The sequence below is a fragment of the Desulfonatronum zhilinae genome, assembly GCF_900182865.1.
Lineage (GTDB): Bacteria > Desulfobacterota > Desulfovibrionia > Desulfovibrionales > Desulfonatronaceae > Desulfonatronum > Desulfonatronum lacustre.
In genome coordinates, this window is sequence record NZ_FXUJ01000004.1 from 156,746 (window position 1) to 174,357 (window position 17,612).

Annotated in this window: 21 protein-coding genes; 13 read left to right on the forward strand and 8 right to left on the reverse strand. The window is 61.6% G+C overall.

What is annotated here, in order from left to right; translation table 11 throughout:
* Positions 1–4 precede the first annotated feature (4 nt).
* The 7 genes from AC559A_RS05620 to AC559A_RS05650 form a co-directional block, all read right to left on the reverse strand.
* Positions 5–964, reverse strand: coding sequence for a radical SAM protein (locus tag AC559A_RS05620; protein WP_498816705.1), 960 nt, complete (start codon positions 962–964; stop codon positions 5–7).
* A 505-nt stretch (positions 965–1,469) separates the two neighbouring features.
* Positions 1,470–2,564, reverse strand: a complete 1,095-nt coding sequence (locus AC559A_RS05625; RefSeq protein WP_498816706.1) for a lipid II:glycine glycyltransferase FemX — start codon at positions 2,562–2,564, stop codon at positions 1,470–1,472.
* Positions 2,565–2,781: 217 nt separating this feature from the next.
* Complete coding sequence (locus tag AC559A_RS05630; RefSeq protein WP_028570970.1) at positions 2,782–3,024, reverse strand: hypothetical protein; 243 nt, start codon at positions 3,022–3,024, stop codon at positions 2,782–2,784.
* Positions 3,021–3,992, reverse strand: a complete 972-nt coding sequence (locus AC559A_RS05635; RefSeq protein WP_498816708.1) for an ATP-grasp domain-containing protein — start codon at positions 3,990–3,992, stop codon at positions 3,021–3,023. Before AC559A_RS05635 ends, AC559A_RS05630 begins: the two co-directional genes overlap by 4 nt.
* Before the next feature lie 86 nt (positions 3,993–4,078).
* Complete coding sequence (gene hgcB / locus AC559A_RS05640; protein ID WP_028570972.1) at positions 4,079–4,354, reverse strand: mercury methylation ferredoxin HgcB; 276 nt, start codon at positions 4,352–4,354, stop codon at positions 4,079–4,081.
* Positions 4,355–4,365: 11 nt separating this feature from the next.
* Entirely contained in the window at positions 4,366–5,544 is a 1,179-nt protein-coding gene (gene hgcA, locus AC559A_RS05645) for a mercury methylation corrinoid protein HgcA (RefSeq protein WP_498816709.1), read from the reverse strand.
* Complete coding sequence (locus tag AC559A_RS05650) at positions 5,541–5,819, reverse strand: ArsR/SmtB family transcription factor (protein WP_498816710.1); 279 nt, start codon at positions 5,817–5,819, stop codon at positions 5,541–5,543. The genes hgcA and AC559A_RS05650 overlap by 4 nt, the downstream gene beginning before the upstream one ends.
* A 187-nt stretch (positions 5,820–6,006) precedes the next feature.
* On the opposite strand from AC559A_RS05650, the gene AC559A_RS05655 reads away from it, so the two are divergent.
* Together AC559A_RS05655 and gltX are read left to right on the forward strand one after the other, a co-directional pair.
* Positions 6,007–6,228, forward strand: coding sequence for a NifU family protein (locus AC559A_RS05655; protein ID WP_028570975.1), 222 nt, complete (start codon positions 6,007–6,009; stop codon positions 6,226–6,228).
* Positions 6,229–6,295: 67 nt separating this feature from the next.
* Positions 6,296–7,714: a glutamate--tRNA ligase gene (gene gltX, locus AC559A_RS05660; protein WP_498816711.1), complete on the forward strand. Its 1,419-nt coding sequence runs from the start codon at positions 6,296–6,298 to the stop codon at positions 7,712–7,714.
* A 94-nt stretch (positions 7,715–7,808) separates the two neighbouring features.
* Here the strand turns inward: gltX and rpmB are convergent, their stop codons facing one another.
* On the reverse strand, positions 7,809–8,024 hold the full coding sequence (gene rpmB / locus AC559A_RS05665; RefSeq protein ID WP_028570977.1) for a 50S ribosomal protein L28: 216 nt from the start codon (positions 8,022–8,024) through the stop codon (positions 7,809–7,811).
* 307 nt (positions 8,025–8,331) lie between these two features.
* Here rpmB and AC559A_RS05670 point away from each other — a divergent pair, with 307 nt between their 5' ends.
* The 11 genes from AC559A_RS05670 (at position 8,332) to AC559A_RS05720 (ending at position 17,610) form a co-directional block, all read left to right on the forward strand.
* Entirely contained in the window at positions 8,332–8,862 is a 531-nt protein-coding gene (locus tag AC559A_RS05670; protein WP_498816713.1) for a YceD family protein, read from the forward strand.
* Positions 8,863–8,913: 51 nt separating this feature from the next.
* Positions 8,914–9,105, forward strand: a complete 192-nt coding sequence (rpmF, locus tag AC559A_RS05675) for a 50S ribosomal protein L32 (protein ID WP_028570979.1) — start codon at positions 8,914–8,916, stop codon at positions 9,103–9,105.
* Positions 9,092–10,300, forward strand: a complete 1,209-nt coding sequence (plsX, locus tag AC559A_RS05680) for a phosphate acyltransferase PlsX (protein WP_498816715.1) — start codon at positions 9,092–9,094, stop codon at positions 10,298–10,300. Before rpmF ends, plsX begins: the two co-directional genes overlap by 14 nt.
* 99 nt (positions 10,301–10,399) lie before the next feature.
* Positions 10,400–11,383, forward strand: coding sequence for a beta-ketoacyl-ACP synthase III (locus AC559A_RS05685; protein WP_498816716.1), 984 nt, complete (start codon positions 10,400–10,402; stop codon positions 11,381–11,383).
* A gap of 30 nt (positions 11,384–11,413) precedes the next feature.
* Entirely contained in the window at positions 11,414–12,157 is a 744-nt protein-coding gene (gene fabG / locus AC559A_RS05690; RefSeq protein WP_498816717.1) for a 3-oxoacyl-[acyl-carrier-protein] reductase, read from the forward strand.
* Between the two features lie 91 nt (positions 12,158–12,248).
* Positions 12,249–12,482 carry an acyl carrier protein gene (acpP, locus tag AC559A_RS05695; RefSeq protein ID WP_028570982.1) on the forward strand — a complete coding sequence of 78 codons (234 nt, stop codon included), beginning with the start codon at positions 12,249–12,251 and terminating at the stop codon, positions 12,480–12,482.
* A gap of 111 nt (positions 12,483–12,593) precedes the next feature.
* Complete coding sequence (fabF, locus tag AC559A_RS05700) at positions 12,594–13,838, forward strand: beta-ketoacyl-ACP synthase II (protein ID WP_028570983.1); 1,245 nt, start codon at positions 12,594–12,596, stop codon at positions 13,836–13,838.
* Positions 13,839–13,961: 123 nt separating this feature from the next.
* Positions 13,962–15,206: a serine hydroxymethyltransferase gene (gene glyA / locus AC559A_RS05705; RefSeq protein ID WP_498816718.1), complete on the forward strand. Its 1,245-nt coding sequence runs from the start codon at positions 13,962–13,964 to the stop codon at positions 15,204–15,206.
* Between the two features lie 70 nt (positions 15,207–15,276).
* On the forward strand, positions 15,277–15,723 hold the full coding sequence (locus tag AC559A_RS05710; protein WP_035261146.1) for a deoxycytidylate deaminase: 447 nt from the start codon (positions 15,277–15,279) through the stop codon (positions 15,721–15,723).
* A complete protein-coding gene (ribD, locus tag AC559A_RS05715; protein ID WP_498816720.1) occupies positions 15,701–16,933 on the forward strand; it encodes a bifunctional diaminohydroxyphosphoribosylaminopyrimidine deaminase/5-amino-6-(5-phosphoribosylamino)uracil reductase RibD in 1,233 nt (410 codons plus the stop codon). Before AC559A_RS05710 ends, ribD begins: the two co-directional genes overlap by 23 nt.
* Positions 16,918–17,610, forward strand: coding sequence for a riboflavin synthase (locus AC559A_RS05720; RefSeq protein ID WP_498816722.1), 693 nt, complete (start codon positions 16,918–16,920; stop codon positions 17,608–17,610). Before ribD ends, AC559A_RS05720 begins: the two co-directional genes overlap by 16 nt.
* Positions 17,611–17,612 lie beyond the last annotated feature (2 nt).

The window sequence follows — 17,612 nt, forward strand, 5'->3', positions numbered from 1 at the left end:
GCGTTTACACCAGGGCTCGCCAAAGACGCTCGGCCAAGCTCGCTTGACGCTGATCCAGACGGGTGATCCCGGCTTGGGCCGCGGCATTCAGAGCCTGGGCGAACTCCTCGCCGGTGAGCGGACAGCTCAGTTCCGGGAATGCGTTCGCGTTCCCGCACGGTCGGTATTGGTCCATGATGTTCACGTAGGTGTTCTGGGAGATTTTCCGGGCCAGGAATTCCATCCACTGTGCGGTTCCGGCCAGATCTTCCGGCATTATCAGATGCCGGACAAGCAGGCCGCGGACGGCGACGCCCCGATCGTCCAGCTCCAGGTCGCCCACTTGGCGGTGCATTTCTTTGGTGGCTTCCCGGGCCCGTCCCGGGTAGTCCTCGGCCCGGCAGTACCGGGCGGCGGCTTCCGGGGCAAAGAATTTGGCGTCGGGCATGTAAATGTCCACCACGCCGTCAAGTCGGCGCAACGTCTCCAGGCTGTCGTATCCGCTGGAATTGTAGACCAGGGGCAAACGCAGCCCCTGGTCCGCGGCAATGACCAGGGCTTCGAGGATCTGGGGCACGATGTGGGATGGGGTGACGAAATTGATGTTGTGGACGCCTTGAGCCTGCAATTCCAGCATGACGGCGGCCAGCTGTTCCGGAGTCGCCTCCGGAGCGTTCTCCCCGTGGTGGCTGATGTCGTGGTTCTGGCAAAACACGCAGGCTAGGTTGCACTGGGCGAAAAAGATCGTTCCGGACCCACCGCTGCCCACCAACGGCTCTTCCTCCCCAAAGTGCGGGCTGTAGCTGGCAACCTTGGCCCAGCGACCGATCCGGCAAAAGCCCGATTCCCCTTCGAGCCGGTTCACCCGGCACTGCCTGGGACACATGGCGCAGTCCCGTAGCGCCTCCACCGCCTCGGCGGCACGGGCGCACAGTTCTCCGGCGGCGTGGAGTTGGAGATAGCCGGCTTCCGGCGTCTTGGTCATGCCGTCCTCCTTGGTTTGCGATCACGCTCCTTTCCCAAAAAACTACCCAGGGACAAGGCGAATGTCACGGGCTCGGATCGCGTTCACAATTCCGAACCCTGGTTGCGGGAACGAAAGCAACGAAGCCAGGACTTGACGGCGTGGCCAAAGGCAGGGAAAAGAAGAGAAGGCATGAGGCTCTGATTTAGAATCCATTCCAAGAGGTTTCCCGCCATGTTCATTTTCAGAAAATTCGCTCTCTCCGTCGAAGCATGGATAATCGGCATCGGCCTTTTCGCGTTGTTTGGAGTGATGGATATTTACGCGGCGTTGGTCTTATGATGGGACTTGGTCTCCGCGAAACGTTTTTGACGAGCAATTTCGCCGGCTGGATTTCACCGGAAACGGCGACATAACTTGTCGTGGTCCATGCGGTAAAAATGCCCGCGCCCTGGAACGGTATCCGTTCCAGGGCGCGGGCATTTTTTCGTGATGGAGGGAAGAGTGCGTGAATGGAGCCAGGCGGTTACAGGCCGTTGTCCCGGGAGAGCGCGTCCGCGTTGCGATACGCGTTGTAGACATCTTCGTTCAGAGGATAGTCCCAGGAGCCGCTACGCAGTTCGATGGTCCCGCCGAATCCGGTCTTGAAGCGGAACAGTCCGTAAAAAGGATGGTCCGGCGCGGCCCCGGGCGAGACCGCTCCCATATCGTAGCGGGTGCAACCCCGGCTTCTGGCCAGCCGCATGGCGGCCCAGTGCAGGGCGTAGGAACCCATGAACGTTCTGTTGGCCGTGGAGGAGGCACCGTGCAGGAAAACGGCGTTGCTCCCGGAAAGAGCGACGATCGCTCCGGCCAGCAGGTCGCTTTCATGCCCGGCCAACAGGAAATGCAACTCCGAAGTGTTGGATTTTTGGGCGTGGGCCTGGAACAGAGCCGCGAAGTGGCGATAATCGCAGGAGGGAAAGCCGTTACGTTTGGCGGTCTGGCGGTACAGGTCATAAAATGAGGGCAGCTTGTCCATGGAGGCCGGGGTTACGACGACGCCCTTGCGCCGGGCCAGCCCGATATTGTAGCGGGTCTTCGCCTTCATCCCGGCCAGAATCTCCTCTTCCGGACGACTGATGTCCACGACCAGGGAACTGGCCACGGTCATGTCCATTTCCGCCTTGCGCAGGTTCCAGTGCCTGGTGCCGATGTTCATGCGCATTTCACGGATGCGCGGTTCCGGAAAGGCGCTCCAGCTTTTGGCGTGCATTTCCCCGGCGTACCGGGACTCCCAGGGCAGGTCGTAACGGATGAAGGCCACGGAAGGGTCCAGATGGCGGATCAGCGCTTCGGAAAGTTCTTCGAGGTACTGGCCACGATGATCCCCGGGCGGAGCGTGCTCCGGCCCCTGGGGCACGAAGGCTCCCAGGCTATCCCGACCCACGGGCTGGAGCAGGACCAGGACGTCGCCGCGATTGTCTTGGGCCGGGTTGGAAGTCGGCTCCGGGGCAAGGATGTCGAAAGCCACGGGCCTGCATCCCAGGCGGGATTTGACGTGGGCCCAGTAGTCGGACTGGAACAGAATGTCCGTGGGCAAAAGGGACTGGGTCTTTTTGGGAGCGAGGCGGACAGACATGATGGTGATGGATTCCGTATGAACGGTTGAACGAAAACGGGCAAGGGCCGTGGAAACAAACAAAAAGGGTTTCGGCCTTGCGGTCGAAACCCTTAGTTTTGCCATGATAGGGAGAAAACCAGGTGGCCTTGCGATGCAAGGCTTTTCTCAAGGATCCTCCAGGGGCAACGGAACGGAGACGCTCTTATCTGATTTCAAAGCTGTTGGCAACTATTGATTATTTCTTGAGTTTCTTGGCCAGGAAAACACGCAGTGGGCAGCGGCAGAAGTAGTCGTGCCCGAAGGACAGGGCGAACGCGCAATCCAGGGGAGTATCCTCACGGCACTTGATATAGCCGTCCAGCCCGAAATCTCGGGCTTCGCAGAGATCTTCGAAATCTTGCTGCTTGCATCGGAATTCTTTTGGACACTCAATTTCGGACATGATCCGCTCGATGGTTTCAAGGTCTTGTTCATTCATACGACTGGGCTCTCTCTGTCGTTACGGCGTGTTTTCAAAAGCGGGTCGGCAACGACCTGGGCGATAGCTTGGGCGAATTCCTCTGCAGCTGGAAGGTGTTCGCGCAGCCAAAGTTCGGGTTCGATGAGTTCCAGTTCCATGACCGCCAGCTTTCCGTGTTCGTCCCGGACCATGTCCACTCGTCCGTAGCTCGGGGCCGGTTCGCAGGCGGCCATGGCGCGTTGGGCCAGTTCCACGTGCTCTCGTGTCGGTTCGAGGTGGTGGACCGTGCCGCCGTGGTCGTCCTGGACCCGGAAGTCTCCGGCCTTGGGAACCTTGCGCACGGCGTGGGTGACGCGGCCGTTGACGACCATCACCGTGTCCTCCCCGGTTTGGATCACGTCGTGGATGAACGGCTGGAGCAGGAAGGCCTCGGCGACGAGGAGCGGACGGACCTGCTCCTGAAGCGCGTCGGCGTCGTCGCGATGGACCCGGTAGGTGTGGCGGGCGCCGCCGGAAACGCAGGGTTTGAGCACGGCCTCCTCCCATCCGGCGACTTCGAGCAATTCGCGCAGACTCTGGGGGGCGTCGGGTTCGAGAAGCCGGAACGGGACCACCGGAACGCCTCGGGCCTGCAAGTCCGCGAGATAGTGTTTGTCCAGGTTCCACCAGATGGTTTCCGGGGCGTTGCACAGCCGGGTCTGGGTTTGGATGCGGCGCAACCATGCACTGAATTCGACTATCCGATCAAAGTAGTCCCAAGTGGTCCGGAAGACGGCGCAGCGAAAAGCCGACCAATCCACGTCCGAAGCGGCCCAGTCCAGGCGGACCGAGGAAAGTCCGAGTGCCGCGAGGGCGTTTTGCAGCAACTCGTCGTCACGCAGGATGTTGCGCAGATACCAGTCGTCCGGGGCCGCGTCATTGTATGCGTAGCGGCTCTCGGTCAGGAGGGCCACGTCGGCTGTGGGGTGGTGGGGTGCGGGGGGCATTTTCTCGTCGTCAGGGATAGAGGGTTTTGGTTTCAGAGGGATGAGTCACGGCTGTTTCGGAAGAAGAGGCCGCGTGTCGCGGCGTTTTAACAGCATTGAGGAGCGCTGCTCTTCGGAAGCCATGTCTGGATGATGTAGGCGGCGCAGCCGACGCCGGGCGTCACGCTCATGGCTTCGGTGGGGCAGTTCAGGGCGCAGGCCCCGCACTCCATGCAGGCTTCGCGGTCCTGGACGTGGGCTTTGTCGTTTTTCAGCGTAAAGACGCGGTGCGGGCAGACTGCGACGCAGAGGCCGCATCCCACGCACTTTTCCTGATCATAGGCCAAGGTGGCCACGTTTTGCAGATGACGGAATTGTTTCATGGCATGCGTCCTCACTGAAGGTTTCCCCAGATAAAGCAGATCACGGACACCACAGTGGACCCGGCGAGGATGGGGATGGCCGCCCGCATTTCCTTTTCCACGCCGGAGGGCGACGTGTAGGGCGTGGAGCCGGTGAAGTTCAGGGCCGTCCAGGCAGACAGGGTCATGGTCCACAACCCCGCTCCCGCCAGGACGGGCCAGGCCGGAGTCGGGAAGAGCAACGGCAGGGCCAGGGCCGGGATCAGTCCCAGGCCGGCTCCGGCCAGGGAAAAGAGGCGGGTGGGCAGCCGGGGCAGCAGCAACGGAAAGGCCACCGTTCCGCCCAGCAGGCCGAAAAGGGTGGCCGTCGCGGCTACGGCCCAGCGCTGGAAAACGGCCCCAGGGGCAAACTCCGTCCCAATGAGGCCCAGCACCGCCGCCGCGGCCAGGACCGCGAGAATCATTTTCCAGCCCAGGACCAGCTCAACGGGTACCACGGCAAGCCGTTCCCTAAAGGTAAAGGTGACTTCCCGCATGGCCTCGTCAGGGCCCTGGTCCAGAAACCGCGGCAGATCCTCGGCCCGAATCGGCCCCAAAACGGTTTCGAAGCCCGTGGCCTTGCGCACGTCCCGGAGCCGGACGCCGTTGGCGGCCAGTTGGGGCAGAATCAGGCGGCGATGGGCCACGACGCGGTCCAGGTCGGCCTTGCGCACCTGGAGGGCGACGGCTTCGGCGTTGAAGGACCCTTTGCCGCCGGCGCACCAGACGTTGATGCCCCGGGTATCCGTCACCAGCAACCAGACGTTCCGACCGCGCAGGGCGAAACGGACCGTGTCGAAGGTCAGCTTGTAGTTGGCCGTGACCACGACCGGGTCGTCTGGGGACGGGTCGCCGACGGCGTAGAGCCCCGGATTGACGGTATAGTTGTTGCGATCCAGTCCCAACCGGGCCCGGCAGTCGCCGAGGCGGTCCCACAATGTTGGACACGTTCTGACGCGGGGAACGCGCCCCGGCGGGGTGGTGATGAACCCGTCCACATAGGGTTCGATGCGATAGCCCGGCAGATCGTCGGCCCCCGCACCGGGGGCCGGAGGCGGGCCTCAGCACGGTGCGGCGCCTGAATCGGGGCTTGGCCCGGTGGCGGGGGAAAGACCCGGAGTCGGGGTAGCGGGCAAGGGCGGGGCCATGGGAAAGGGATGTAATGGTTTCATGACGCTTCCAGCTTGGCGATGAGGTTCTTGAACAGAGTCAGGCGTGATTTGTCCACGCAGTAGCAAATGCGTGGCCCGTCGATTTCCCCCTGGATCAGCCCGGCGTCCTTAAGCAGCTTCAGGTGCTGGCTTACCGTGGATTGAGCCAAGGGGAGGATGTTCACGAGTTCGCCGCAAACGCACCGGTCTGCTTGCAACAGGTGGAGCAGGATGGTCACTCGGGCCGGGTGGCCCAGGGCTTTGCAACATTGGGCAATGATCTGAACGTCGGTCATGAGGCTCCCCGAATTGCTTTATCGTTAATAAACGATAAGGCGGGGGAACGTCAATTCATCATCGTGAGAGGGTCGATGCACTGCTGCGAGCGTCGGCCTTGTAAGTTTGACGGGTTGGGGTTCAACCGCTATCTTTTCTAGTTTGTTGACGACTTGCCCGCCCCTGGGCGGAGAAAAGGAGAGCGTGATGCGGGAAAAGGTCCAGGCGGTGCTGGAGACGATCAGACCGCATTTGCAACGAGACGGGGGAGACGTGGAGCTTGTGGACGTCTCGACGGACGGCGTGGTCACGGTGCGCCTTACGGGGGCCTGCAAAGGGTGCCCCATGTCGCAGGTAACGCTGAAAAATGCGGTTGAAAAGACTATCCTGAAGGAACTGCCTGAGATCACGTCGGTTCAGGCGGCTTAACGGGCTACCGGAAGAACCGGATTTTCGGCGGGCTTCGGCCCGCTTTTACTTTCACAAGGAGCAGGCAATGACCCAGATTATCACGCGATTTCCGCCCAGCCCCACCGGGCATCTCCATGTGGGCGGGGCCCGCACGGCTTTGTTCAACTGGCTTTGGGCGCGCAAGAACGGCGGGAAGTTCATTTTGCGGATCGAGGACACGGACGTGGCCAGATCCGCCGAAGAGATGACCCAGGGCATTCTGGACGGGATGCGCTGGTTGGGGCTGGATTGGGACGAAGGGCCGTACTTTCAGAGCCAACGGGTGGATTTGTACAACCAGCATATTGACCAGTTGTTGGAGGCCGGGCACGCTTATTTCTGTTCCTGTACTCCGGAAGAGGTGGAGGCCATGCGCGTCGCGGCCCGGGCCGTCGGGGCGGTGCCCAAGTACGACGGTCGGTGTCGGAATAAGGGATTGGAGGCCGGGCCGGGTCGGGTGGTCCGGTTCAAGACGCCCACGGACGGGGAAACCCGGTTTCGGGACTTGGTCAAGGGGCCGGTGGCGGTGCCCAACACCCAGTTGGACGACATGGTCCTGCGTCGGGTTGACGGCATGCCGACCTACAACCTGGCCGTGGTGGTGGACGACGTGACCATGGGCATGACCCACATCATCCGCGGCGACGACCACTTAAGCAACACGCCCAAGCAGGTCCTGCTGTACGAAGCCCTGGGCCGTGACCTGCCGCTGTTCGCCCATGTGCCCATGATCCTGGGGCCGGACAAGAAAAAGCTGAGCAAACGCCACGGAGCCACGTCGGTGACGGCCTACCGGGACATGGGCTATCTGCCCGAGGCCATGGTCAACTACCTGGTCCGGCTGGGCTGGTCCCACGGGGATCAGGAAATTTTCAGCCTGGAAGAGCTGCTGGAGCACTTCAGCCTGGATCATCTGGGGTCCGCGGCCTGCGTCTTTGATCAGAGCAAGCTGCTCTGGCTGAACAACCACTACATCAAGAGCGAACCGGAGGACCGGGTGGCGGCTCTTTTGGCCGACCATCTGACCGACCATCTGGCAGGGCGCGGCCTGGATGGAGCGGACGAAGCGTATTTGCGCTCCATTGTTCCGTTGTTGCGGCCCCGGGCCGGGACCATGGTCGAAATGGCGGAAATGGCGGAATTTTTCGTGGTGGAGGACGAGGCCTTGCCCATGGATCAGGCCGCTGTGAACAAGTTTTTGACGCCCGAGGCCAGGGAGCATTTCGGTCGATTGCGCGAGTTGTTGTCCGGGGCGTCGAGCTTCGGGCAACAGGAGTTGGAGGCGCTGTTCAAGAACTATCTAGAAGACCAGGGCGTGGCGTTCAAGGTTTTGGCTCAGCCCTTGCGGGTGGCGCTGACCGGAAAGACGAAAAGTCCGGGGATTTATGAAATTATGGAAGTCCTGGGGAAGGACCGCGTGCTTCGGAGATTGGCCAGGGCGGAGCAAGAGGGAGCTGGTTTGTAATCAGGCCGCGGATGTGGCCTTGAAAAAACGCTACGCGACGTAAAAGGGCGACCCTCAGGGTCGCCCTTTTACGTCTTAGTGTTCGTCGATTAGATTACGCTTCGGCTGCTTGCCGCGCAACGGGCTTGACCACTGCATCGGAACGGATGCACCGGGTGCAGACCTTCAGGCGACGGGTTTCGCCGCTGGGCATTTGCGTCCGGACCTGCTGCAGGTTGGGCATAAAACGCCGCTTGGTTTTGTTGTTGGCGTGGCTGACACTGTTTCCGGTGTGGGGACGTTTCCCGCAGATGTCGCATACTTGGGACATATTCGTACTCCTCAAAAGGTTGACATGTGCTCGTCTCCATGTGCTCGGTGCGGAGCTGAAGCGCATGATGGACGTTGAATCGAAGGAAGGGCGACATGCGGCGCCGCGGCTTCCGTTCCTGTCGCTCTTCTCTTATTTGAATGGGGCGCTCGGTGGCTCCCTTGCTGTGTGCAGGGGAGCATGCCGCGGACGCTGCGCATTCGCGAAAACGGAATCGAACGTATTAGCCGGACTTGGTTTCTTTGGCAAGAGATTTCTTGACATGCGGACCAGGGAAGAGATACGAAGCCCCTTTTGGGAGAGAGAGATGATTGAACTGCTTGTCGAGACCACGAATCTCCCGGTCGACGGCCGGGAGTTTTCTTTTGATGGACAACGCATTTGGGCCGACCCCATCGCGGAGTTTCATCTGCCGTATCGGATTGCCGAACCGTTTTCAGCGGTGATCCGCGTCGTCCCGCACGCTGACGGTTGCACGGTGGAAGGAACACTGCGCGGTTCGCTGCTTCTGTCTTGTGATCGATGCGTCGAGGAATTCACCTATCCCGTGACGGCCGAGTTTCACGAATTCGAGGCCTATCCCGGCGGCGTCTCCCGGAGCGATGCCCCAAACGACGTTTGGTGGGTGGTGGCCAAGGATGGCCTGCACTACCTGGACGTGGCCGGATTCCTTTGGGAGCAGTTCCAGTTGGCCCTGCCGGAGAAGCCGTTGTGTACGGTTTTGTGTCGCGGGATCTGCGCCGAATGCGGGGCGAACAGGAATCTCGACGAATGTCGGTGCGCCGCCTCTGGGAGCGACCCTCGCCTTGCCGCGTTTCGCTCCATGAAACTTTCGTAAACCCTTAGTTCATAAACCATAACCCCCTAATTCATTTCAAGGATACCCTCCATGGCACTTCCCAAGAAGAAAACTTCTCGTTCCAAGCGCGGCATGCGTCGGTCCCACGACGTCGTCGCCATCCCCAATCCCATTTACTGCGAGTGCGGCGAGTTGGCGCTGTCCCATCGGATCTGTTCCGCTTGCGGCTCCTATAAGGGTGTGAAACGTATCGCCGTCCAAGAGCCGGATGCCGCAAAATAAGCCCTGCATCGCCGTGGACGCCATGGGGGGCGATTTCGGTCCCTCGGTCGTGATCCGCGGTGCGCTGGACGCGCTGCGTACGCAAGACATCCGGGTGATCCTGGTGGGTCGTGAGCCGGATATCCGCGCGGAACTGGCCGCCGCGAAGGCGACGGACGCCGACGTGGAGGTGGTGCACGCCGAGCAGGTCATCGAGATGCAGGACAAGCCTTCGGACGCCCTGCGCCGCAAAAAAAACAGCTCGGTGCAGGTCGCTTTCCGGCTGGTCAAGGAAGGTCGGGCCGACGGGGTGGTCAGCGCTGGAAATTCCGGAGCGACCTTGGCTTGCGGCATGTTCATTCTGGGCAGGATCGACGGCATTGATCGACCGGCCCTGGCCGGAATCCTGCCTACGGAAAAAAAGCCCATGGTGCTCATCGACGTGGGCGCCAACGTGGACTGCAAGCCGCACAACCTCTTGCAGTTCGCCTTGATGGCCGATGTTCTGGCCAGGTCCGTGCTGGGGGTGCCCAAGCCGCGGGTCGGCCTGATGAGCATCGGCGAGGAAGAGGGCAAGGGCAATTCCCAGGTCAAGCTGGCCTTTGATCTGCTGCGCAAATCCTCCCTGAACTTCAAGGGCAACGTCGAGGGCCGGGACGTGTTCACCGGAGACGTGGACGTGGTGGTCTGCGACGGGTTCGTGGGCAACGTGGTCTTGAAGTTGAGCGAAGGCTTGGCCGTTTCTCTTGGCCGGTTGCTGAAGCGGGAACTCATGGCCGGTTTTTGGTCCAAATGCGGGTGTCTGTTCGCCAAGGGGGCCTTGCGGCGTTTTTCCCGGCGCATCGACTACGCCGAATACGGCGGGGCTCCCCTGCTGGGTCTGAAGGGCATCGGCATCGTCTGTCACGGCGCTTCCAACCCCAAGGCCTTGAGCAGCGCGATCCACATGGCCGCGACCTTCGTGCGGAATCGTTCCAACGACCATCTGTCGCAAGAACTGGCCGCGAATCGGGATATCGTTCAGCTCAGTCGGGCTGGTACAACCTTGTCGTCGAGCAACGGGCAGGGCCTTTTGAGCCGAGTGCCTGAGAAGTCCTTGGAGCAGACCTCGGAGCAGGCCCCAGAACAGCCGTCGGGACAGCCGTCGGCCGAAGGCTTCACGGTGCGCCAAGGCTCGGAGCACGAGTTCAGGCAAGCTCCCGGCGTGGTCAATTGAAGGCCTTTGTAGATCCTTCCGGACGGTTTCAGCCGTGATCATTTTTTCCGTGTCTTCTTACCTCTCACTTTTTTCGCGCATCAGCGCGCGGTCGTGACTATGTCGGCACATATTATCGGAACCGGAGCCTTTGTTCCTGAACAGGTGGTGACCAACATCGACCTGCAAGGGTTGGTGGACACCAACGATGAATGGATCGTCAGCCGGACGGGAATCAAGGAGCGACGGATCGCCGAGCCCGGACAATCCTGTTCCATGCTGGGCGTCGAAGCCGCCAAGCGGGCTCTGGAGGACGCCAAGATTTCCGCGCGGGACGTGACCCACGTCCTGGTGGCCACCTTTTCTCCGGACGCCTACATTCCCTCCACGGCGTACATCCTGCGTGAAAAGCTGGGCATTCCCCGGGGCATGGCCATGGACGTATCGGCGGCCTGCACCGGTTTTCTGTTCGCCTTGGAGACCGCGCGGGCCTTTGTCGCCCTACACCCCGAAGCCGTGGTCCTCGTGGTCGGCAGCGAAGTGGTTTCCTCCCGACTGAACTGGGAGGATCGCGGAACCTGCGTTCTGTTCGGCGACGGAGCCGGAGCGGCTGTGGTCACGGGCAAGCCTTCCCCGGGCGGCGCGGAGGTGCTGGACGTGCTCTTGGACGGCGATGGGTCGCTTAGTGATCTGTTGGTGGTTCGCGGCGGCGGGTCGGCGACTCCGATGAAGCTCGGCCAGACCGTGTCCGAGGATTTTTTCGTTCAGATGCAGGGCCGGGAGATCTTCAAGCACGCCGTGCGTTCCATGGCCGCCATCTGTCAACGGATACTGGAAAAAAACGGACTGACCCCTTCGGACATCGACCTGGTCGTTCCGCACCAGGCCAACATCCGGATCATCGAGTCCCTGGCCGGTCGATTGGACGTTCCTATGGACAAGGTGTTCGTGAACATCGAAAAATACGGCAACACCTCGGCGGCCTCCATTCCCCTCGCCCTGGCCGAAGCCCGGGAAAAGGCATTGATTCCCCCGGGAAGCAAAGTTATGTTGACGGCCTTCGGCGGCGGACTGAACTGGGCCGCGGCATTGTTGCAATACTGATTCGAATATCAAGACGACGGGACTGACGACATGAGCGAATTGATCAAGACCGCCCTGGTCACCGGGGCCTCCAGGGGGATTGGCCGGGCCGCGGCTTTGCGGCTGGCCCAGGACGGATATCAGGTCTACCTGACCTATGTCAGCAAGCCGGAATTGGCCGAGGCCGTCCAGGGGGCCATCGAATCCCACGGCGGCAAGGCCGAGGCGTTTCGGTTGGACGTGGGGGATGCTCAGGCGGTTTCCGCTTTTTTTCAGGAGCACGTCAAGGACAAGGTTCGCCTGGAAGTACTGGTGAACAACGCCGGGATGACCAAGGACAACCTGATCATTCGGATGAAACCGGCGGATTGGGAAGCGGTTCTGCGCGTCAACCTGACCGGAAGCTTCGTCTGCCTCCAGGAGGCGGCCAAACTCATGATTCGCCAGCGCTATGGACGGATCATCAACATCTCTTCGGTGGTCGGCCAGATGGGCAACGCCGGGCAGGCCAACTACGCGGCGTCCAAGGCCGGCCTGATCGGGCTGACCAAGTCCGCGGCCCAGGAGTTGGCCTCGCGGGGGATCACGGTCAATGCCGTTGCTCCCGGGTTCATCGATACGGACATGACCTCGGGCCTGTCCGAAGAGATACAAAACGTCTACATGGAACGGATTCCCATGCGCCGCTTCGGCCAAGCCGAGGAGATTGCCGACACCGTTGCTTTTTTGGCGTCCGAGAGCGCCGGGTACATCACCGGACAGGTGATCGGCGTGACGGGCGGCATGTACATGTAGAGGACGACGTTCGTCATGGACCGTATTCCGCGGTACGGTGCGGAAGAAGCAAACAAACCACTTACTTTTTTCAGATGAGAGGAGAACAATTATGTCAATGGAAGAAAAGGTCAAAAAAATCATCGTCGATCAGCTCGGCGTTTCCGCCGATCAAGTGACTCCGGACGCAGCCTTTGTCGACGACCTGGGCGCGGACTCTCTGGACCTGACGGAACTGATCATGGCCATGGAAGAGGAGTTCGGCGTTGAAATCGATGATGAAGACGCTCAGAAAATGACCAAGGTCAAGGACGCGTTGGCCTACATTCAGTCCAAGGTGGCCTGATCCGGTTCTCCGAGGCAGCCTGCAGATGTTTCGGGCGTCTTGTGATCCGCTTCGGCACGATCACGGGGCGCTCGTTTTTTTCCCGTCAGCCGGACAAATCAAGGTGGAAGCATGTCCAGAAAGAGAGTAGTCGTCACCGGTCTTTCGGCGGTCACGCCCTTGGGCGTGGACGCACGGACCAGTTGGGAAAGGTTGATCAAAGGGGAGTCGGGTATCGCCCCGTTGACCCGCTTCGACGCCACGGATCACGCAACCAAGATCGCCGGGGAGGTCAAAGGGTTTGAGCCGGAGAAATACATGCCGGTCAAACAGACCCGCCGGATGGAACTGTTTGCGCAGTTCGCCGTGGCCGCCGCCAAGATGCTCCTGGAGGACGCCGACTGGACCATCCCCGAGGACCGGGCCCACCGCACCGCGGCGATCATCGGATGCGGCATCGGCGGGCTGGACGCCCTGGAGCGCTCCCAGACCACCATGCTCAAAAGCGGGCCGCGGAAAATTTCTCCGTTCTTCATTCCGTCCCTGATAGCCAACATGGCTGCCGGGCAGGTGTCCATTTTTACCGGGGCCAAAGGCAACAATCTGGTCACCACTTCGGCCTGCGCCTCGGGGCTGCATTCCATCGGCACGGCCTTTTCCGAACTGCTGCTGGGCCGGGCGGACGCTGCCATCTGCGGCGGGACCGAAGCCTGCCTGACGCCCTTGGCCATGGCCGGGTTCAACGCCCTCAAGGCCCTGTCCACCCGCAACGACGAACCGCAACTGGCTTCGAGGCCTTTTGAAAACAATCGCGACGGATTCGTCATGGGCGAGGGCTGCGGCCTGCTGCTCCTGGAAACCCTGGAACACGCCCAGGCCCGTGGGGCGAAAATTCTGGCCGAGGTGGTGGGTTACGGCGCTTCGGGCGACGCCTTTCATATCACCGCCCCGGACGAGGACGGCTCCGGCATGTCCCTGGCCATGCGGGCCGCCCTGGACGAAGCCGGGATCGCTCCGGAGGAAGTGGACCACATCAACGCCCACGGCACCTCCACCAAGCTCAACGACATCACCGAGACCCGGGCCATCAAGAAGGTTTTCGGCAAGCATGCGGCTTCCATCGCCATCACCGGCAACAAGTCCATGATCGGCCATCTGCTTGGCGCCGCCGGCGGGGTGGAGAGCGTTTTTTCGGTCCTGACTCTGCGCCACGGCATGATTCCCGGGACCATCAACATGGTCGAGCCGGATCCCGAATGCGATCTGGACTACGTCTCCGACGGCTCCAGAAAGGCCGACATTCGATACGTACTCTGCAATTCCTTCGGTTTCGGCGGGACCAACGCCACTATTCTGTACAAGCGCTGGGACGGTTAGTTGAAGCGGCGGGTGGGCGGATTCGATTCGCATTCCCACCCGCCCCCCTTCGTTCGCGCATCCTCCCGGCTTTCCGTGAAGTCTGGAGGACGCCATCGCCAATTCAATCCTCGGAGAACTGCCATGAACCTTGACGAACTTCGCCGCCACGACCCGGAAATCGCCGAAGCTGTGCGCCTGGAAGAACTGCGGCAACTGCACAAGCTGGAACTGATCGCCTCGGAAAATTTCACCTCGCCGGCCGTGCGCATGACCATGGGCAGCGTGCTGACCCACAAGTACGCCGAGGGGTATCCGGGCAAGCGCTATTACGGCGGCTGCGAATACGTGGACATGGCCGAGACGCTGGCTCAGGAGCGGGCCAAGCAACTGTTCAAGGTTGAATACGCCAACGTCCAACCCCATTCCGGCTCTCAGGCCAACATGGCGGTTTATTTCGGGGCGTTGCAGCCCGGGGACGTGATCCTGGGCATGGACCTGTCCCATGGCGGGCACCTGACCCACGGCAGCCCGGTGAATTTTTCCGGCAAGTTGTACAAGGTGGTTTTTTATGGCGTCAGCAAGGAAACCGGGACCATTGATTACGACCAAGTCCGGACCATGGCTCGGGAGCACCGACCCAAGGTTATCGTGGCCGGGGCCAGCGCCTATTCCCGGGTGATCGATTTTCCAAAATTCCGGGAAATCGCCGACGAGGTTGGAGCCAAGTTGATGGTGGACATGGCGCATATCGCCGGACTGATCGCCGCGGACCTGCATCCTTCGCCCGTGGGCAGCGCTCACTTCATCACCACAACAACGCACAAGACATTGCGCGGACCGCGCGGCGGGATGATCCTGTCCACGGACGAGTTCGGCAAGCTTTTGAACTCCCAAATTTTTCCCGGAATTCAGGGCGGCCCGTTGATGCACGTGATCGCCTCCAAGGCCGTGGCCTTCGGCGAAGCCCTGCGCCCCGAGTTCGCCACGTACCAGCAACAGGTGATCAAGAACGCCCAGGCCATGGCCAAGGCTCTGACCGACGCCGGATTCGCCCTGGTTTCCGGGGGCACGGACAACCACCTGATGCTCATGGACCTGACCAACAAGGACATCACGGGCAAGGATGCCGAGATCGCCCTGGACAAGGCCGGGATTACGGTGAACAAGAATACGGTCCCCTTCGAGACCCGCTCTCCGTTCGTGACCTCCGGAATTCGCCTGGGCACCCCGGCCCTGACCACGCGGGGCATGACCGAAGAACACATGGTCCGCGTCGTGGAGTGGATCGTGAAGGCCCTGGATCAGCGCGACAACGACACGGAACTGCAGCGGATCGAGGCCGAGGTGCAGACCTTCGCGTCTCAGTTTCCGTTGTTCGCTGGGTAAATCGGTAGTTGATCCATTTTTTTTCGGATATTGTCTTTATCTTGAAAATCTTCAAGGAAAACACCGTCTGATGCGACTGCCGTGGCCGGAATACTTCATGGGTATCGCCAAACTGGTGGCCGAACGATCCACCTGTCTGCGGCGCAAGGTCGGGGCGTTGGCCGTGCAGGGCAAGCGGATCCTGGCTACGGGATACAACGGCGCTCCGGCCGGGCTGGAACACTGCCTGGATATCGGCTGTTTGCGGGAACAGATGGGGATTCCCTCTGGCCAGCGGCATGAGCTGTGCCGGGGCCTGCACGCCGAGCAGAACGTAATTATCCAGGCCGCCACCCACGGGGTTCGGCTGGAGGGCGCGCAGATTTACTGCACCACCCAACCGTGTCTGATCTGCACCAAAATGTTGATCAACTGCGGCGTCGAGGCGATCTTCTTCGAACAGGGGTACCCCGACGATTTGGCCGTGAACATGCTGCGTGAGGCAGGAGTGCGCTTTGAACAGCTTTGTTCTCCCTGACGATGCCGAGAAAATCATGCTCCAGGCCGCGGCCCTGGCCGAGCGGGGCAAGGGCCGGACCGCGCCCAATCCGTGTGTCGGCGCGGTGCTGACCCAAGACGGCCGGATCGTGGCCCAGGGGTATCATCGCGGACCGGGGCTGCCCCATGCCGAGGTGGACGTCTTGCAAGACGCCGCGCGGCAAGGGATCAATCCTCAAGCGTGCATCCTGTGGGTGACCTTGGAACCCTGCAATCATACCGGGCGTACTCCTCCCTGCACCCAGGCCATTCTTCAAGCCGGCATCAGGCGGGTCGTGGTGGGTACGGCGGACCCCAATCCAAGGGTGATCGGGGGCGGCATCGATTCTTTGCGGGACAACGGAGTCCAGGTGGTCGTCGGCGTGGCTGAGCAGGCTTGCCGGGACCTGATCGCGGACTTCCGGACCTGGATCGACTCACCACTTCCCTACCTGTATCTCAAGCTGGCCTGCACCCTGGACGGTCGGATCGCCACCCGTTCCGGAGATTCTCAGTGGATCAGCAACGCCCGGTCCCGGGAAAAGGTCCACGCTCTGCGGGAACGGGTCGGAGCCGTGATGGTCGGGGCGGGCACGTTCCGGGCGGATGACCCCCGGCTGACCTGTCGGCTCTCCGAAGCTGATCGACCGCCGAACCGACCGCCTGACCGTCCGTCGGGCCAACCGGCGGACCCGCGAACCCAACCCCTGGCCATCGTAGTGGGCTCCAATCTGCCAAACACGACAAACTTTTTTCTGTTGCGCGAGCGCCCTGGGGAAACCATTTTCTGGACCACCGAGGCCGCGGCGCAAAGCACGGCGGCTGAACGGCTGCGCGCCCTTGGGGCACGTGTCTGGGGAGCCGGAACCGGCGACCGTGTTGATCTGGAGTCCTGTCTGATCCGGCTGCGCTCCGAGTTGGGCGTGATGGACGTGCTGTGCGAGGGCGGGGGGGGCTTGGCTCAGCATTTGATCACCGCCGGCCTCGTGGGAGAATGGTGGTTGTTTCTGGCACCCAAGACCCTGGGCGACGCCCGGGCCGTGCCTGTGCTGTCCGGGGCCGAGGTTCCGCGAATGGCCGATGCGTGGTCCTGGCGGACCAGTCGGGTTCAAGAGCTTGACGGAGATTTTCGGCTGGTGCTGCGTCCGGAACCGACACTGGATCATGGTCAAGACGCTTCATGTGAGGAGGGCGGATGTTCACCGGCCTGATTCAAGGACCGGGCAAGGTTCTGGGCGTCACGGGCCGCCAGGGCGAGGGAAGCGGCAATCGGGAAACCCGCCTGGAGATTGGCCCGGAGTCTCCGATCCGAGACTACGTTCGCGGAGAGAGCATCGCTATCAACGGCGTCTGTCTGACCGTGGAGACGTTCGCCCCGGACCGGTTTTCCGTGTTCGCCTCGGCCGAGACCTTGCGGCTGACGAACTTGGGCGGCCTGCGGACCGGGATGCGGGTCAACCTGGAACGGGCCCTGGCAATGGGCGACCGGCTGGGCGGGCACCTGGTCAGCGGCCACGTGGACTGTCTGGCCCGGGTCGGAGAAACGCGCCAAGTGGGCCAGTCCCGCTGGTTTCGGTTGCTTTATCCCGAGGAGTTTTCTCTTTTGGTGGTGATCAAGGGCTCGGTAACCCTGGACGGGATCAGCCTGACGGTCAATCAGTGCGGCGAAGGATTTCTGGAAGTGAACATCATCCCGGAGACCTGGCAAAACACGACCATTTCCGAATGGCGGCCGGGCCGGGACGTGAATATGGAAACCGACCTGATCGGTAAATACGTGCAGCGCATGCTGGGCCCTTGGGCCGGAACGTCGTCGCGTCCCTCGGGGACGACCATGACCGGAGGCGGCGGGATCAGCGAGGCGTTTTTGCGCGAACACGGCTTTTAACG

What these genes read in the sequence shown, in the direction of transcription:
- AC559A_RS05710 (WP_035261146.1), top strand. Translation starts at nt 15,277, where the DNA reads ATGCGACTGCCGTGGCCGGAATACTTCATGGGTATCGCCAAACTGGTG.
- fabG (WP_498816717.1), top strand. Translation starts at nt 11,414, where the DNA reads ATGAGCGAATTGATCAAGACCGCCCTGGTCACCGGGGCCTCCAGGGGG.
- AC559A_RS05685 (WP_498816716.1), top strand. Translation starts at nt 10,400, where the DNA reads ATGTCGGCACATATTATCGGAACCGGAGCCTTTGTTCCTGAACAGGTG.
- AC559A_RS05670 (WP_498816713.1), top strand. Translation starts at nt 8,332, where the DNA reads ATGATTGAACTGCTTGTCGAGACCACGAATCTCCCGGTCGACGGCCGG.
- glyA (WP_498816718.1), top strand. Translation starts at nt 13,962, where the DNA reads ATGAACCTTGACGAACTTCGCCGCCACGACCCGGAAATCGCCGAAGCT.
- AC559A_RS05650 (WP_498816710.1), bottom strand. Translation starts at nt 5,819, where the DNA reads ATGACCGACGTTCAGATCATTGCCCAATGTTGCAAAGCCCTGGGCCAC.
- AC559A_RS05630 (WP_028570970.1), bottom strand. Translation starts at nt 3,024, where the DNA reads ATGAATGAACAAGACCTTGAAACCATCGAGCGGATCATGTCCGAAATT.
- fabF (WP_028570983.1), top strand. Translation starts at nt 12,594, where the DNA reads ATGTCCAGAAAGAGAGTAGTCGTCACCGGTCTTTCGGCGGTCACGCCC.
- AC559A_RS05635 (WP_498816708.1), bottom strand. Translation starts at nt 3,992, where the DNA reads ATGCCCCCCGCACCCCACCACCCCACAGCCGACGTGGCCCTCCTGACC.
- rpmB (WP_028570977.1), bottom strand. Translation starts at nt 8,024, where the DNA reads ATGTCCCAAGTATGCGACATCTGCGGGAAACGTCCCCACACCGGAAAC.
- AC559A_RS05720 (WP_498816722.1), top strand. Translation starts at nt 16,918, where the DNA reads ATGTTCACCGGCCTGATTCAAGGACCGGGCAAGGTTCTGGGCGTCACG.
- gltX (WP_498816711.1), top strand. Translation starts at nt 6,296, where the DNA reads ATGACCCAGATTATCACGCGATTTCCGCCCAGCCCCACCGGGCATCTC.
- acpP (WP_028570982.1), top strand. Translation starts at nt 12,249, where the DNA reads ATGTCAATGGAAGAAAAGGTCAAAAAAATCATCGTCGATCAGCTCGGC.
- rpmF (WP_028570979.1), top strand. Translation starts at nt 8,914, where the DNA reads ATGGCACTTCCCAAGAAGAAAACTTCTCGTTCCAAGCGCGGCATGCGT.
- plsX (WP_498816715.1), top strand. Translation starts at nt 9,092, where the DNA reads ATGCCGCAAAATAAGCCCTGCATCGCCGTGGACGCCATGGGGGGCGAT.
- AC559A_RS05625 (WP_498816706.1), bottom strand. Translation starts at nt 2,564, where the DNA reads ATGTCTGTCCGCCTCGCTCCCAAAAAGACCCAGTCCCTTTTGCCCACG.
- AC559A_RS05655 (WP_028570975.1), top strand. Translation starts at nt 6,007, where the DNA reads ATGCGGGAAAAGGTCCAGGCGGTGCTGGAGACGATCAGACCGCATTTG.
- AC559A_RS05620 (WP_498816705.1), bottom strand. Translation starts at nt 964, where the DNA reads ATGACCAAGACGCCGGAAGCCGGCTATCTCCAACTCCACGCCGCCGGA.
- hgcB (WP_028570972.1), bottom strand. Translation starts at nt 4,354, where the DNA reads ATGAAACAATTCCGTCATCTGCAAAACGTGGCCACCTTGGCCTATGAT.